The organism is Paenibacillus sp. FSL L8-0340 (assembly GCF_038593145.1).
GTDB lineage: Bacteria > Bacillota > Bacilli > Paenibacillales > Paenibacillaceae > Paenibacillus_AQ.
Window position 1 is genome coordinate 2,946,472 of sequence record NZ_CP151967.1, and the last position, 13,336, is coordinate 2,959,807.

Annotated in this window: 13 protein-coding genes and 1 pseudogene; 11 read left to right on the forward strand and 3 right to left on the reverse strand. The window is 51.5% G+C overall.

From position 1 onward, the window contains the following. The first annotated feature begins 94 nt into the window (after positions 1 to 94). The gene (locus NST07_RS13090; RefSeq protein ID WP_341092260.1) at positions 95 to 856 is read left to right on the forward strand and encodes an ABC transporter ATP-binding protein; all 762 of its coding nucleotides are present in this window, start codon (positions 95 to 97) and stop codon (positions 854 to 856) included. After that, positions 816 to 3,197 (forward strand): ABC transporter permease, encoded by a 2,382-nt coding sequence (locus NST07_RS13095; RefSeq protein ID WP_342481708.1) that lies wholly within the window; start codon positions 816 to 818, stop codon positions 3,195 to 3,197. Before NST07_RS13090 ends, NST07_RS13095 begins: the two co-directional genes overlap by 41 nt. Before the next feature lie 72 nt (positions 3,198 to 3,269). Here NST07_RS13095 and NST07_RS13100 read toward each other — a convergent pair whose 3' ends face one another. After that, entirely contained in the window at positions 3,270 to 4,262 is a 993-nt protein-coding gene (locus NST07_RS13100; RefSeq protein WP_341092264.1) for an acryloyl-CoA reductase, read from the reverse strand. Positions 4,263 to 4,345: 83 nt separating this feature from the next. On the opposite strand from NST07_RS13100, the pseudogene NST07_RS13105 reads away from it, so the two are divergent. The 6 genes and pseudogenes from NST07_RS13105 to NST07_RS13130 form a co-directional block, all read left to right on the forward strand. Beyond that, positions 4,346 to 4,468, forward strand: a pseudogene (locus tag NST07_RS13105) (hypothetical protein); the annotation flags it as partial. A 113-nt stretch (positions 4,469 to 4,581) separates the two neighbouring features. Beyond that, on the forward strand, positions 4,582 to 5,991 hold the full coding sequence (locus NST07_RS13110) for an NAD-dependent malic enzyme (RefSeq protein WP_341092267.1): 1,410 nt from the start codon (positions 4,582 to 4,584) through the stop codon (positions 5,989 to 5,991). Between the two features lie 164 nt (positions 5,992 to 6,155). Next, positions 6,156 to 6,701, forward strand: a complete 546-nt coding sequence (locus NST07_RS13115) for an AAA family ATPase (RefSeq protein ID WP_341092268.1) — start codon at positions 6,156 to 6,158, stop codon at positions 6,699 to 6,701. Positions 6,702 to 6,732: 31 nt separating this feature from the next. Continuing rightward, complete coding sequence (locus NST07_RS13120) at positions 6,733 to 7,218, forward strand: hypothetical protein (RefSeq protein ID WP_342481709.1); 486 nt, start codon at positions 6,733 to 6,735, stop codon at positions 7,216 to 7,218. Between the two features lie 3 nt (positions 7,219 to 7,221). Beyond that, on the forward strand, positions 7,222 to 7,770 hold the full coding sequence (locus tag NST07_RS13125; protein ID WP_341378271.1) for a histidine phosphatase family protein: 549 nt from the start codon (positions 7,222 to 7,224) through the stop codon (positions 7,768 to 7,770). Between the two features lie 20 nt (positions 7,771 to 7,790). Then, positions 7,791 to 8,234, forward strand: a complete 444-nt coding sequence (locus NST07_RS13130; RefSeq protein ID WP_341378272.1) for a GNAT family N-acetyltransferase — start codon at positions 7,791 to 7,793, stop codon at positions 8,232 to 8,234. A 68-nt stretch (positions 8,235 to 8,302) separates the two neighbouring features. Here NST07_RS13130 and NST07_RS13135 read toward each other — a convergent pair whose 3' ends face one another. Next, positions 8,303 to 8,527 (reverse strand): DUF2651 family protein, encoded by a 225-nt coding sequence (locus NST07_RS13135; RefSeq protein ID WP_341378273.1) that lies wholly within the window; start codon positions 8,525 to 8,527, stop codon positions 8,303 to 8,305. Between the two features lie 148 nt (positions 8,528 to 8,675). On the opposite strand from NST07_RS13135, the gene NST07_RS13140 reads away from it, so the two are divergent. Continuing rightward, entirely contained in the window at positions 8,676 to 9,170 is a 495-nt protein-coding gene (locus NST07_RS13140; RefSeq protein WP_341092275.1) for a DinB family protein, read from the forward strand. An 80-nt stretch (positions 9,171 to 9,250) separates the two neighbouring features. Here the strand turns inward: NST07_RS13140 and NST07_RS13145 are convergent, their stop codons facing one another. Further along, a complete protein-coding gene (locus tag NST07_RS13145; RefSeq protein WP_341092276.1) occupies positions 9,251 to 10,927 on the reverse strand; it encodes an ABC transporter substrate-binding protein in 1,677 nt (558 codons plus the stop codon). Positions 10,928 to 11,040: 113 nt separating this feature from the next. Here NST07_RS13145 and NST07_RS13150 point away from each other — a divergent pair, with 113 nt between their 5' ends. Both NST07_RS13150 and NST07_RS13155 read left to right on the forward strand, forming a co-directional pair. Beyond that, positions 11,041 to 12,540 carry a DUF4173 domain-containing protein gene (locus NST07_RS13150; RefSeq protein WP_342481710.1) on the forward strand — a complete coding sequence of 500 codons (1,500 nt, stop codon included), beginning with the start codon at positions 11,041 to 11,043 and terminating at the stop codon, positions 12,538 to 12,540. 89 nt (positions 12,541 to 12,629) lie between these two features. Further along, positions 12,630 to 13,328: a cyclic nucleotide-binding domain-containing protein gene (locus tag NST07_RS13155; RefSeq protein WP_341092279.1), complete on the forward strand. Its 699-nt coding sequence runs from the start codon at positions 12,630 to 12,632 to the stop codon at positions 13,326 to 13,328. Positions 13,329 to 13,336: the final 8 nt, after the last annotated feature.

The window sequence follows — 13,336 nt, forward strand, 5'->3', positions numbered from 1 at the left end:
TTAAGGAATGGTTAAGGTTCCGGCAAAGAAGGATTAAGAATTGATTGTGTATGATAGATCTGCAAGCTACTACTGAACAAAGGATGATCCATTCATGCAGAATACAATTCTCAGAACCGAAAAATTATGTAAAAGCTTCTCTTCCGGCGGAGTACAGCAGCATGTGCTGAAAAATTTGGATATCAGCCTGATGGAAGGGGATTTCACGATTATCATGGGCAGTTCGGGTTCGGGCAAATCGACACTGCTGTATGCCCTGTCCGGTATGGACAGACCGTCGCTTGGTGAAGTTCATTTCGCGAAAGCCAACATCGCCAAGCTGAGCAATGACCAGCTTGCCATTTTTCGCAGAAACCATTGCGGATTTGTCTTCCAGCAAATCTATCTGCTCGACAACATGAGTGTGCTCGATAATATGCTTGCGAGCGCTCTGCTGGTGAGCCGGAATAAGCGGGAGCTGACTGCTAAAGCGAAGCAATTACTTAGCCAGGTAGGGCTGGAGGAGGCCGCATGGGGCAAGTTTCCTTCGCAGCTGTCCGGCGGTGAAGCCCAGCGGGCCGGAATTGTGCGTGCGCTGATCAATGATCCCAAGATCGTATTCGCGGACGAGCCTACGGGAGCGTTGAATTCAGCATCAAGCACCAATGTGCTCGATATCATGACCCGGATCAACCGGAGCGGACAAAGCATTGTTATGGTGACCCATGATTTCAAAACGGCTTTGCGCGGGAACCGGGTCCTGTACCTGCGCGACGGGATGATTTGCGGTGATCTTCGGCTGGATGCTTATGACGAAGGGCAGCAACAGGCAAGGCATGACAAGCTGGATGCCTTTCTTGCTGAAATGGGGTGGTAAGATGAACGTTCTCAACCTCTCCTGGGCCAATATCAAAAAAAGAAAAGGAGCAGCCTTTTCCCTGTTTATCCTGATTTTGACGGCTTCATTACTTCTTAATATCGGCATCACAATTGTCTCCTCAATGGGAAGGTTCTATGAGAAGAAGGCCGATGAGCTGCATGATGCGCATGCAGCGATTACGATGTCAGCCTCTCATTTCAAGCCCTCTACTGAGGACTATATTAAATCCTATGAAGGGGTAAAGGAACAGGAAACGGAACGGATCATTCTCATCCCCAAGGCTGCGTTCCGCTACGACAAAAGCATCGATAATGATTTCAGTCTGCGTGTCGCACTTCTGAATGCAGATAACAACCGCACTATCGCGCCACTCAAACTGGTTGAGTCTTTGCCGGCAAATGATGAGGCTGGTATCTACGCCCCCTATTCTTTGAAAGCCAGCGGAGGCTACCAGCTGGGTGATTCCTTCAGTCTTACCTATCAGAATGTGACTTACAGCTACAGGATTACCGGATTTTTCGAGTCTACTCTCATGGGTAAGCCAAATCTGGCACTGATGAAGTTTTATTTGCCGGACACCACCTACAGTGAGCTTCAACACAAGCTGGGAACTGATGCAGAGGGGATCCTCCAGTCAGCGGTGTTCAAGGACAGCAGCCAGTCTGCATCATTCTTAAGAGATTACAGCGCCGAGTTTCCGGAGCTTAACGACTCGAACGATATCAATTACTGGAGCGGTGATATCGGACAGGCCGAAAGTTCTACGCTTATGATCAATATTGTCGCGATGATTCTGATTGTTTTTGCAGCCATTATTGTGGTGGTGTCACTGATTGTCATCAAGTTTCGCATTGCGGATAGTATCGAAGAGGGAATAGTGAACATCGGTGTGCTCAAGGCACTGGGATATACGAGCCGGCAGATTTCATCCTCTTTTGCTCTGCAATTTACGCTGACCGGTTTTGCCGGGAGCGTTGCGGGTGTAGCGCTTTCCTACGCTGCGGTTCAAGCGTTCGGAGGTATCATCGCTATGATGACGGGTCTACGCTGGCCTGGCGGAACCCCATTAGGCAACTGTTTGCTCAGTATTGCTATCCTTATGGTGCTTGTGTGGGCCGTGGCGATGGGTTCAGCCTGGCGTGTACGCAGACTGCAGCCGGTCGCGGCGCTGCGGGGCGGGATTCTGGCACATAATTTCAAGCGCAATCACCTTCCACTGCATAAGGCCAAGGGAGGCCTGCAATTTCTGCTGGCCTGCAAAACAATGCTTGCCAATAGCCGGCAGAACCTGATGATTGGCTGTATTATAACGGCGATTACATTTGCTTCCGTCTTTTCGGCTGTGTTCTACTATAATATTGCCCAGGATAAAACGGCCTTCCTTCAAATGACCGGTGCCGAAACACCCAGTGTGGGCATTGAAGTTCAGCAGGGGCAGGACAGTGAACGGCTGCTGAAGGAGATTAAAGAGATGAACGGCGTCGAAAAAGCGATCTTTCAGGATTACCTCACGGTAACGATCAACGGTCGTCAGGTGTCGTCTGATTTCTCCGATGATTATGAGCAGATGGAGAATAACACAGTAGTGAAAGGCCGCCAGCCGAAATATGATAACGAAATTGTGATTACCAGCACTTTGTCCAGGCTGCTGGGGAAAAGTATCGGTGATACGATAAATGTTGATTTGGGCAAAGTGTCCGAACCGTTTCTGATCACCGGCCTGAGCCAATCCTTAAGCACAGATGCATCCCTGGCGCTTGAAGGTGTGCAGCGGCTGATGCCGGGCCAGCAGGCGATGATTATTAATGTGTATCTGGATGGCATTACCCCTCCGGAGTTTATTGAAGCAGTGAAATCACAATATCAGGATATGATTCAGTCTGTAACCAATGCCGAAAAGTCCATTGCAGACCAGATGAAAGTGTATATATCGGCCATTTTCACCCTTATGGTTGTGATTCTGGCAATTACTGTACTTACTGTTAGCTTAATTCTCTACCTGGTAATTCAGACAGGTATCCTGAAACGGAAGCGGGAACTGGGCATAATGCGTGCCTTAGGTTATACGACATTCCAATTGAGATCGCAGATAGCTATGAGCTTTCTCCCTGTAGTAACGGTGGGCGTTCTTATCGGTGCCTGCCTAGGCGGTCTTTATACCAATTCCATGCTCGAACTGCTGCTCTCCAGTGCAGGAATCGCACAGGTGAACTTTATTATACAGACCCCGATGATCATAGGACTCAGCATAGGCCTTATCTTGTTCGCTTATCTCATATCCATGCTGGTCTCCCGCCGGATCAAACGGATTACTGCTTATGAATTGATCACAGAGTAGACAGTTTCTTTATGCTTAAACGAAAAAAGCCGCCCGGGTATGATTTCCCGGGTGGCTGTTGTTGTATTAGGACTAGGAGAGGCGGACAAGTACCCGGCCTCTGGTATTCGATTTGAGGATGTCTTCCAATGCAGCGGGCAGCTCACTCAAGGCGATCTCCCGGTCGACCAGTTCCTCCAGTACCGCAGGCTTTAAATCACTTGCCATACGCTGCCAAATCTTCAGCCGCTTCTCCATAGGGCAAGAGACGGAATCAATGCCAAGCAGGCTTACACCGCGCAGGATAAAAGGCATCACGGTCGTCGGGACTGCCGTTCCTGCAGTCAATCCGCTTGCGGCAACGGCGCCGCCGTAGGCGATCTTGCTGAGCACTGCCGCAAGCGGGCCGCCGCCTACGGAATCAACGGCAGCCTGCCACAGCTGCTTGTCAAGCGGCTTGCCTGTACCATCGCCGACGTCCCCGCGGGAGATAACCTCGGCTGCACCCAGGGTCTGCAGATAACCGGCTTCATCCGTTCTGCCGGTGCTGGCTGTGACCGCGTATCCTTTGTGGGCCAGCATCGCCACGGCTGTTCCGCCGACACCGCCGGTTGCACCGGTTACCAGCAGCTTGCCTTTGTCCGGCGCTGCTCCGTTATCCTCCAGCGCTTGAATCGATAAGGCAGCCGTTAATCCGGCGGTGCCGTAGATCATCGCTTCGCGCAGGGAAAGACCTTGCGGCAGCGGAAGGACCCATTCGGCAGGAATCCGGGCATACTCGCTGAAGCCGCCGAAATGGGATACGCCGATGCCATAGCTGGTGGCAATGACGGGTTGTCCTTCCTGGAATCGGCTATCTGCTGAAGATACAACGATTCCGGACAGATCAATGCCCGGGATGAAGGGATAATTGCGGAGAATGTTTCCATTCGGAATGCTGGCTAAGCCGTCCTTATAGTTGACGCTGGAGTAGGATACCTTGATCAGCACCTCACCGGCAGGCAATTCCCCAAGTGTCACCGGTTGTACAACTACTGAAAACGTGTCTGTTTTGTCCACAACCAAAGCTTGAAATGTTTCAGGCATAAGTTTTCGCTCCTGTTCTTCTGCGATCTGTGATTGGTAAGTCAGTTATATAATATTAATTCTGACCGGTCAACGGCTATGATTACGTGACCTTGCAGAACATCGCAGATCATACCGGAGTCAGCAAAGGGGTCGTGCATTACTATTTCGAGTATAAGGGGGCTGGCCGGGGCGAGCCGGATTCCTGTACCGGGATGAACCTATGACTGGCGCTTACATTGTGAACGTGGGACCAATAGTTCCACGGAAAAGTTTCTTTTGTACATTCTGTGAACTGTAGTATATTGGTATAGAACGCTTAGAGAAGGAGGCTTACTCTATGTCCATTGCAACAACGATGATAATCCGTCTGGAAATCCGCAAATCGGTTGCATCTTTTGGTGATGTTGCTTCAGCACTTGCTTCAGCAGGCGGGGATATTGTGGCCATTGACGTCATCCGTGCAGGCAAGGATGTGACGACAAGAGATATTACCGTAAACGTCCAGGATGCGGGCAATAAGGAGATTATTACGATACTGTCGAACATGCCGGGGATTAAGGTTATCAATGTATCCGACCGGACGTTTCTGGCCCACCTTGGCGGGAAGATTGAGATCACGCCCAAAATGCCGATCAAGAACCGGGAGGATCTGTCACTGGTGTATACACCTGGTGTTGCCCGCGTCTGCATGGCGATTGCCGAGGATCCGGGTAAAGCCTATTCGCTGACGATGAAAAGAAATACGGTTGCCGTCGTCACCGACGGAACTGCGGTACTCGGCCTAGGTGATATCGGACCGCAGGCGGCCATGCCGGTCATGGAGGGCAAGGCGATGCTTTTTAAGCAATTGGCAGATATCGATGCGTTTCCTTTATGCCTGGACACCAAGGATCCGGAGGAAATCATCGCGATTGTGAAAGCGGTTTCTGCCGGTTTCGGCGGTATCAACCTGGAGGATATCAGCTCACCCCGCTGCTTCGAAATTGAACGGCGCCTCTCTGCCGAGCTGGATATCCCTGTGTTTCATGACGATCAGCATGGCACGGCAGTTGTGGCTTTGGCAGGACTGTTAAATGCCTTGAAAGTGGTGGACAAGCCTATCGCTTCCTGCAGAATTGTCGTGGTCGGCATTGGAGCAGCCGGCGTCTCCATCTGCCGCCTGCTGCTGGCAGCGGGAGCCCGCAGCATTTATGCCGTTGACCGGGAGGGGATTCTCAGCAGAGAGCAAGCTTACGGGAATGCCGAATGGCGCTGGCTGGCGGATAATACCAATCCTGAGGGTTTATCCGGCGGATTGACGGAGGCGCTCCAGGGGGCGGATGTGTTTATCGGCGTATCCAGCGGAGGCATTCTGAACGTCAGCCACCTGCAGAGCATGGCCAAGGACAACATCGTCTTTGCCATGGCCAATCCCAATCCGGAGATCGAGCCTGAACTGGCCGAACCGTATGCCTGCGTGCTGGCGACCGGAAGAAGCGATTATCCGAACCAGATCAACAATGTGCTCTGTTTTCCGGGCATTTTCCGTGGAGCGCTGGATTGCAGGGCAAGAGAGGTGAATCTGGAGATGAAGCTGGCTGCAGCACAGGCCATTGCTTCGGTTGTACAGGAGGATGAGCGGAATGAACAGTATATCATTCCGAGTATTTTTAATGAGAAAGTGGTAGAGCAGGTACGGCTGGCTGTGATCAAGGCAGCTATCGCTACCGGTACGGCGCGCCGTATTCCTCCGGATATTTCGGACTGAGGTCACCAATGAGCAAGCGAAAAACCTGCGGCCACAGCGGTCTCGCGGGTTATTTGCTTTGCGTCCGCTTCAATATTTGCCGCCGGGGAGTGAAATGTGCCGCTGTATCTTTTATGTGAAAAATTATACAATTATAAATAATCATTACATGTTCAGGAGGAGCCATGTTCAGCAGGATACATATTATGGGGGCTTCCGGATCCGGCACAACCACGCTCGGTCAGGCGCTGGCAGAGAAGCTGCCGCATGTGCATCTGGATAGCGATGACTATTTCTGGGAGCACAAATTCACGAAGCAGAGTGACAAAACGCAGAGGCTGGCTGCAATCCAGCGGGACTTGGAACATGCCGGACCATGGATACTTTCCGGAGCTGTTTGTGGCTGGGGAGATGAACTTCGCGCTTATTTTGACCTGGTAATCTTTCTGTGGATTCCACCGGAGCTCCGGCTGGAGCGCTTAAAGGCAAGAGAATACGAGCGGTACGGGAAGGAAAGCCTGCCGGGTGGGAGCAAATTTACAGATGTGCAGGTTTTTTTGGAATGGGCTGCTTTATATGATACGGCAGGTGTGGAGGTCAGGAGCAGAACACTGCATGAGGAATGGATGTCTGAGCTGGGCTGTCCGGTACTGCGGTTAACAGGAGAAATGTCGGTAGATGAACGTGTGGAGGCTGTGCTGAGCTATTTGTCCAGTCCATATAAAAGTTAAAAGTTGAATGTAATCATGGGGAGTGTATAAGATGTACAACCGGAGGATTGCTTGTTGTCTTAGTGTGGTTCTGGCTGCTGTGGTGTTTGCCGGCTGCGGTGTCAACCAGAAACAGAAGGATGTGTATGGAAACAACAAGGAGATCGTGCAGAGCGGAGACAGCCTTACATATAAGGATCGAAAAGGTGAAGTGACTGCACAGGATGCCGAGCTTACGTTTACCGGCTTCTATGGATCGGATACTTTGTGGAGCATTGAGGCAACGGAGGAAGGCAAGCTTGACATCGAGTTTGAGCAGGATATCACCAAAGGTAAGTTTAAAGTCATACTCATAACTCCTGAAGAGGAAACCGTAGTCATTGCCGAAGGCAGCGCTGAAGGTTCGATGGAACTGCCGCATATCAAAGGAAACAGCCGGATTAAAATTGTCGGAAACAAAGGCAAGGGCAATGCGAACCTTCATCTGACAGCTGGAAAAGGAATTGAAGTCGATACCGTTGATTCAGGCGGGTGGTAGACGGTGAAATTCGGATTGGTCAGACATTTCAAAGTAGAGCCTCCGCCGCTGCAGGGCTGGGTGAACGGCCGTCAGTTCAATGAATGGGTGAGATTGTATGATGCAGCGGATATCCGGACCGGGAAGTGGAAGCAGCCTTCAGAACGGTGGGATCATTGCCTGTGCAGCGATCTGCCCAGAGCGGTGGATACTGCCCGCAGCATCTACTCAGGCAGCATTACATTCACGGAGCAGCTGAGAGAAATTAGAGTGGCTGCGGTTAGTGAATCGGGTCCCAGGCTGCCGGTACCCTTGTGGTTGGCTCTAGGACGTCTGTCTTGGATATTCGGTCACCGCTCCCAGCCAGAGAGCAGGCGGACAACCAGTCAGCGCGTGAAAGCGGCTGTCGATCTCCTGGAGTCAGTACCGCAGCGTTCTGGTGTGCTGATCGTCACACACGGCGCTTTTATGAAGCAGCTGGAGCGGGAACTGCGGCGCAGATCCTATCAAGGAAAGCGGATGGGACATCCGCGAAATGGGCAGCTTTATACATATGAGAAGATAGAAAATTAAATGAAAGCGGGATGCACAAAATGGTCACCATACAGGAAATTGAAGCGGATGCTCTTGAGGCATTAAATGAGCTGTACAGTGAATTGATAGGCCATCGAACAGATCAAGTGAAGCTGGCAGAAGCTTTTAACAGGATAAAGGCAGACAGCCGGTACATCTTGCTCGGGGCGTACGTGGACGGGGAGCTGCTCGGCTCCTTGATGGGGATCGAATGCCAGGATCTCGTCGGAGACTGCCGGCCGTTTATGGTGATCGAGAATGTAGTCGTATCCTCCCGTGCGAGACGCCAGGGTCTGGGCAAAAAGCTTATGACTGCCATTGAGCAAGCCGCCCACGGGAGAAACTGCTATTACATTATCCTCGTCTCCGGTGAGCAGCGTAAGGAAGCGCATGTCTTCTATGAGTCAATGGGCTACCGGGATGAGAAGGTAGAAGGGTACCGCAAGCATCTAAGCTCACATTAACATGAGGGAGGAGGGCCGTGTGGGCATTTTTTGAATTTATCTTTGATGGATACTCACGTTTGCTGATTTCACCTTTTTGGCTTCATCATTAACCCTACGATGACTGATAATATTGCATAAACTAACGCCCAAATGAAAAAGGACTCATTGAAGACGGTAAAAGTTAGTACTGTGAAAACAATAAAAGTTAATAACGGCATTACGAACCATCTTCTAATCAACATAAAACCAACAATTGAAGTGACTATAACGATTATAGGACAGATTACAAAAACCAAAAGCAACGGATTCACTCCTCTTTATAAAATATTCTATAATTATATACTTTTTCCTGGAAGAAGCTGTATGACAAGTGTAATTATTTTTTCCATGCCATGCCGGTTCTGCTATATGTTAAACTGTCTGCAAGTGTGATGAAATTAACACTAATGGAGGGGTTGGATGGAGACGTTTTTCCGTTATAACTGGATGGTTCGCGAGCAGTGGTACAAGTGGTGTGAGGAAATACCGGAAGAGGAACTGCTGAAGCCACGTATAGGCGGCGTTGGCGGAATATTGAAGACGCTGTTTCATATTGCCGATGTAGAGTGGAGCTGGATCATGGTGATGGGGGGCAAGCCGGATTTTCAGGAGGATTTTGCCCTATACAGCAGCCTGCAAAAGGTACGGGAGCTGGATGCAAAGCTTCGTCCCGGGGTGGAAGACTTTGTGCTGGCCTGGCATGAAGGTCTGGAGCGTAATGTTTTTGTAGACGAGCGCAGTGACGGATCGGTGGTTACTGATGCCTGGGGCGAAATTATGCGCCATGTTATCGCTCATGAAATTCACCATATCGGGCAGCTCTCCGTCTGGGCCAGAGAGCTCGGGAAGCAGCCGCCTTCCGCCAATGTGATCGGCAAAGGGCTAGCGGACAGCCTGCCGGGCCGACAGAATTGAACTTTAACTCCTGTGGAGGTCTGGTCCGCTCGTCGTCCCTTCGGCCACTGGAATGAGCAGGCTAACTGTCCTTAGAGGCTCTACAGCTCCGGCGGGAACCATAGATGGCGCAGGTCGACCCAGCCCTGGCTGTTGAAGGTTACACCGCGCACGGAGGGAAGGTAAGCCGTTTCGGTGGGCTTTTCGTACAGGATATGCAGCTGATGATCGCGGATCAGGCTGTCTTCGATAATCTTGAAGCCTTCGGCTCTGGCCTGGAAATGAGGCTCGCGGGAAATGAGGCTCAGCCGGCCTTCGATATCGGCCCGGGTACGCGGCTCGATATGCTGCGCGAGCGTCAGATACAGGTCGAACAGCCGGAGCTGTTCATCCTGATCACGGAGCAGGGAGAAAACAATCAGGTCGGCTTGCAGGCGGACCGGGCCTTTGAATTCCTCCGGGGAGACGGTCAGTACCGTGCAGGCATAACCCTGGCGCTTCAGCCTTGCGGCAATGAATTCGGCATCACCGGAATATTGCGGGATCGTGGCAATTTGCAGCGCTGCCGGATGAGGCTCGTGCTGCTGTGGTCCATGCGTCTCCACATCCGCGTTTAAACAGGATACAATGTCTGCCCGAAGAAGGGGGTCGCTTAGCGGTCCCTTTTTTTTCGTATTGAAGGTCATAAATTTCCGTACGGAGGACTCGGAATGAATCCGGCTCCAGGCCGAAGGGTCAGAGACAGAAGGATTCGTAACAATGTGGAAGCCGGAGCTTGTCTCCGGAGAAGAATTACTTATCCCCCACGGTACATAGAGAATTTCTACCCGGTCCAGATGAGCGCGGCCCTGAAAATAATACGGGAATACCTCCAGTACGCAGGAATCCTCATGCATCTCCGCTACCTTGAACGGTCCGGTGCCTGCCGGTCTGCGCCCAAAGCTGCTCTCATCCTGGTTTTCCAGATCTCTTGGAACGACAGCTGCCCGGCTTGTGCACAGGAAAGGCAGGAAGAGCTCATTGGGTTTCTTGAGCAGAAATCGCACCGTGGTAACGTTCAGGGCGTTCACTTCCTGAATCTCTTTAAAAATAGAGTTGTACAGCATCCGGTGCGACGAAGTCATCATCCGTTTGAAGGAATAGACAACATCTTCAGCAGCCAGTACCTTCCCATGATGGAAGAAGACATCCTTGCGCAGATGGAATGTCCAGCTGGTGCGGCTGTCATCTACATCCCAGGCATGGGCGAGCCCGGGAAGGATGTCGTCCCGTTCGCCGCCGCGTCCTACCAGCCCGTCGAACACATGGCTGGACACGAAGGACTCCGCCAATAAATTCATGTACAGCGGATCAAAGGTATGGAGCTGCTGGTTGACCGGCAGCCGTAAGCTGTCAATCCGTTTGTCGCTGCGGATCTCGGAGTGATGGCCGAAGTAGGACATCAGCCAGCCCTGCAGGGAATCCTGCAGCGAGGAGGAACGGGCGTGTCCGCGGATGCCCTCCATGGCGCTGCGGATATCTCTGCTGCTGATCGCCTGCTTCATGGATTGCAGGGCGATAGACTCGGAATCCGTGAGAAATTTCAGGGAGGACCGGCGGCCCCGCCCCCGGCTGGGCGTCCAGACAATCCAGCCCTGCTCCGACATTTTATTGATAACATGCAATGCATTGCGGTGGGTGCAGCCCAGAGTTAAAGCTAGTTCATCAAGGGTGACCATGATTTCCGCCGCTCCCCCATGATGGGAGTGCAGCTTCAGAAATTGGCTGTGCAGTTTCATTGTCGGCTGTTCCTTTCTTAAAATAGGAAATATAAACTCATTTCTTTCTCTTTTTCTTCTTATTTTATCAGCTAAAATTGGGATAAGAAAGCAAGAAAATGGGGGGATTTACCATGGAGGATGAAAATGCGGTTACAGCAATGCGGCCGCTTTACGCATTAATTGCTGCATTTCTGCTGGCTGACGTGCATCAATATCTGTTCTACGGCCAGATGGCAGGCGTTTCTGTACCGATTTTTGTATGCCTGCTCTATATCTTTATGCTCTATGTTGCCAAGGATAGGTTGCGTAAGAACACGTGGTTCAGCTATGTTTGGATGGGAGCCATATTTCTGCTCTCCTTGACGTACGCACTGTTTGCAAACTGGTTTTTCTTCGGGCTAAATTTCCTGGTGATTCCGGCGCTGATTTTCTTACATATGACCTATATGCTAAGCTATCGTGTTCCGTCCTGGAGCCGGTTAGCACTGATTGGGGCTGCGGCCGAGCACTTTTTTGCCCAGAGCCTGCGGCATTGGCCTACAGTGTTTAAGATTATCCAAAAAGCAGGAGGCAGGAATCTGCAAGGGGAGCGCAAGCAGATGCTGGTCAAAGTGCTGATTGGACTGCTCATCTCCTGCCCGCTGCTGCTGATTGTAATCTCACTGCTCTCTTCAGCCGACGGTGTATTTCATAAGATACTGGCGGACGTACCGGCGCTGCTGGAGCGGATTTCATTCAGTGACGGCTTAGGCCGTATCTTATGGATCATCCTGCTCGGAATGGGACTATTCGGTTTTGCCCAAGGGTTTGCCGATCCTAAACACTATGACTGGAGCGTGCCGCCGCTGGACGGCGAGCCGGTCCGTGAACCCTTCACCTTTTCCATTGATCCGGTAATTGTCACTACGATCCTTGTGTCGATCAATACCGTGTATGTGTTGTTTGTAAGCGTGCAGTTTTCATATTTGTTTGGTGCATGGGATGGGGTTTTGCCGGAAGGCAGCACGTATGCTGACTATGCCCGGAGCGGATTTTTCGAGCTGATTCTGGTTACAGCCATCAACTTTGCGATTTTGCTCTTGTCGCTGCTGTCTGTAGGGGAAGTGAAGAAAACGCTGAAAAAGATCATTAACGTCCTGCTCTATACCTTGGTCCTGTGCTCCATGGTTATGTTGTATTCTGCCTACTCCCGTCTGGCACTGTATGAGGAAGCCTACGGCTACACCTATATCCGCTTTCTCGTGCACGCCTTTATGATCTTTCTCGGTTTGCTGCTGGTCATTGCGGCGGTGCGGATTAGCCGGGTGAACTTCCCGCTGGCCAAATGTTATATTGTGCTTGGTCTGCTTGCGTACGTGCTGATGAATTATATTGGGATGGACGGGATCATTGCCGGCAGAAATATGGAACGGTATGAAGCCAGCGGCAAGCTGGATGCTGCCTATTTGAGCGGACTGTCCTGGGGTGCGGTCCCGAAGCTGATTGAATTCAGTAAGAAAGAGGATGGGCTGCTGGATCAGAACCTGCGTGACAAGTGGCAGAGCAACACAATTGCTGAACAAGAATGGCCGTCCTTCAATATATCCAAATACCGGGCGCAGCAGGCCCTGGAGCAATATTTCGCGGAATAGACGCTTTATTTTGAAATCGGGGACGGGTTATACTCTACTATATATTGTGGTACATTGAAGCCAGCATGAGGTCAAGGAGGAAGCACGGAATGAACACAATATTGGATCTTGAGGCTGTCCGTACACTGGCCGGGAAGAACGGGCTGGAAGAGATGTTCAGCACTGAGGTCATTGAAAGAATGGAGCTGCGGCGGTACGGCGACGGGGAGGCGGTCTGCTCGGTCGGAGACCGGCTGGAGAGCATGTTCATCCTGGTCCAAGGGAAGCTCAAAATTCACACGCTGCTCCCCAACGGAAAATCGATGCTGGTGCGGTTTGCCAGACCGATGTCCGTGATTGGGGACGTGGAGCTGCTGCGGCAGTATCCGGTTAAAAATGAGGTGGAGTCTGTTGGCGACAGCCTGCTGCTGGTGGCCGGAAGAAAGCTGCTGCTGAAAGAGATGGAAGAGAACACGGCGTTGCTGCGTTTTCTGGTCGGAGAGCTAAGTCATAAGCTGTACACGCTCGGCCAGACCTCCGCGCTGAATCTGCTCTACCCGGTGGAGAACCGGTTTGCCAGCTATCTGATGTCTATGTTCGCGGACAGCGTCGGCGGGCATCGTGTGGAGGAGCTCCGCACGGCAAGTCTTACGGAGACGGCGGATTTGCTCGGAACGAGCTACCGCCATCTGAACCGGATTGTGCGGCGGTTCATTGAGGATGGCATCATTGAACGCAAACAGGGCCGTTTGAGTGTAATGGATGAAGCTAAGCTGGCCCGGCTTGCGAACGGGAATTTATATGAATAAACGGGATT

Coding starts and splice junctions, on each gene's coding strand:
- NST07_RS13100 (WP_341092264.1), bottom strand. CDS start 4,262: ATGCCTGAAACATTTCAAGCTTTGGTTGTGGACAAAACAGACACGTTT.
- NST07_RS13115 (WP_341092268.1), top strand. CDS start 6,156: ATGTTCAGCAGGATACATATTATGGGGGCTTCCGGATCCGGCACAACC.
- NST07_RS13090 (WP_341092260.1), top strand. CDS start 95: ATGCAGAATACAATTCTCAGAACCGAAAAATTATGTAAAAGCTTCTCT.
- NST07_RS13140 (WP_341092275.1), top strand. CDS start 8,676: ATGGAGACGTTTTTCCGTTATAACTGGATGGTTCGCGAGCAGTGGTAC.
- NST07_RS13145 (WP_341092276.1), bottom strand. CDS start 10,927: ATGAAACTGCACAGCCAATTTCTGAAGCTGCACTCCCATCATGGGGGA.
- NST07_RS13150 (WP_342481710.1), top strand. CDS start 11,041: ATGGAGGATGAAAATGCGGTTACAGCAATGCGGCCGCTTTACGCATTA.
- NST07_RS13130 (WP_341378272.1), top strand. CDS start 7,791: ATGGTCACCATACAGGAAATTGAAGCGGATGCTCTTGAGGCATTAAAT.
- NST07_RS13120 (WP_342481709.1), top strand. CDS start 6,733: ATGTACAACCGGAGGATTGCTTGTTGTCTTAGTGTGGTTCTGGCTGCT.
- NST07_RS13155 (WP_341092279.1), top strand. CDS start 12,630: ATGAACACAATATTGGATCTTGAGGCTGTCCGTACACTGGCCGGGAAG.
- NST07_RS13095 (WP_342481708.1), top strand. CDS start 816: ATGACAAGCTGGATGCCTTTCTTGCTGAAATGGGGTGGTAAGATGAAC.
- NST07_RS13110 (WP_341092267.1), top strand. CDS start 4,582: ATGTCCATTGCAACAACGATGATAATCCGTCTGGAAATCCGCAAATCG.